A 227-nucleotide genomic window follows, 5' to 3' on the forward strand; every position below is an offset into this window, starting at 1 on the left:
CGTTTACTTACGGATTTAAAGATTGAACAACAATTGTTGAAAGAACAGTTAGAAAAAATGCAAACAGCTGTGACTATTCTTGAAGAAAAATCAGTGACGCTTAAAGAAAAACCAGCGACTCTTAAAGAAAAAACAATGACTCCTGAAGAAAAACCATCTGTTACAAAGCAAAGAGCTTTTTCTGGACGCCCAACATCTTTTCGTGATTGGAGAGCATCTAGTCAAAA

Annotated in this window: 1 protein-coding gene; it reads left to right on the plus strand. The window is 35.2% G+C overall.

The annotated features are described in order from the left end of the window. On the plus strand, positions 1-227 hold a 227-nt coding region (locus MR167_RS32455), incomplete at both ends, for a hypothetical protein (RefSeq protein ID WP_242316307.1).

The organism is Bacillus cereus group sp. BfR-BA-01355, from assembly GCF_022663675.1.
Classification (GTDB): domain Bacteria; phylum Bacillota; class Bacilli; order Bacillales; family Bacillaceae_G; genus Bacillus_A; species Bacillus_A thuringiensis_S.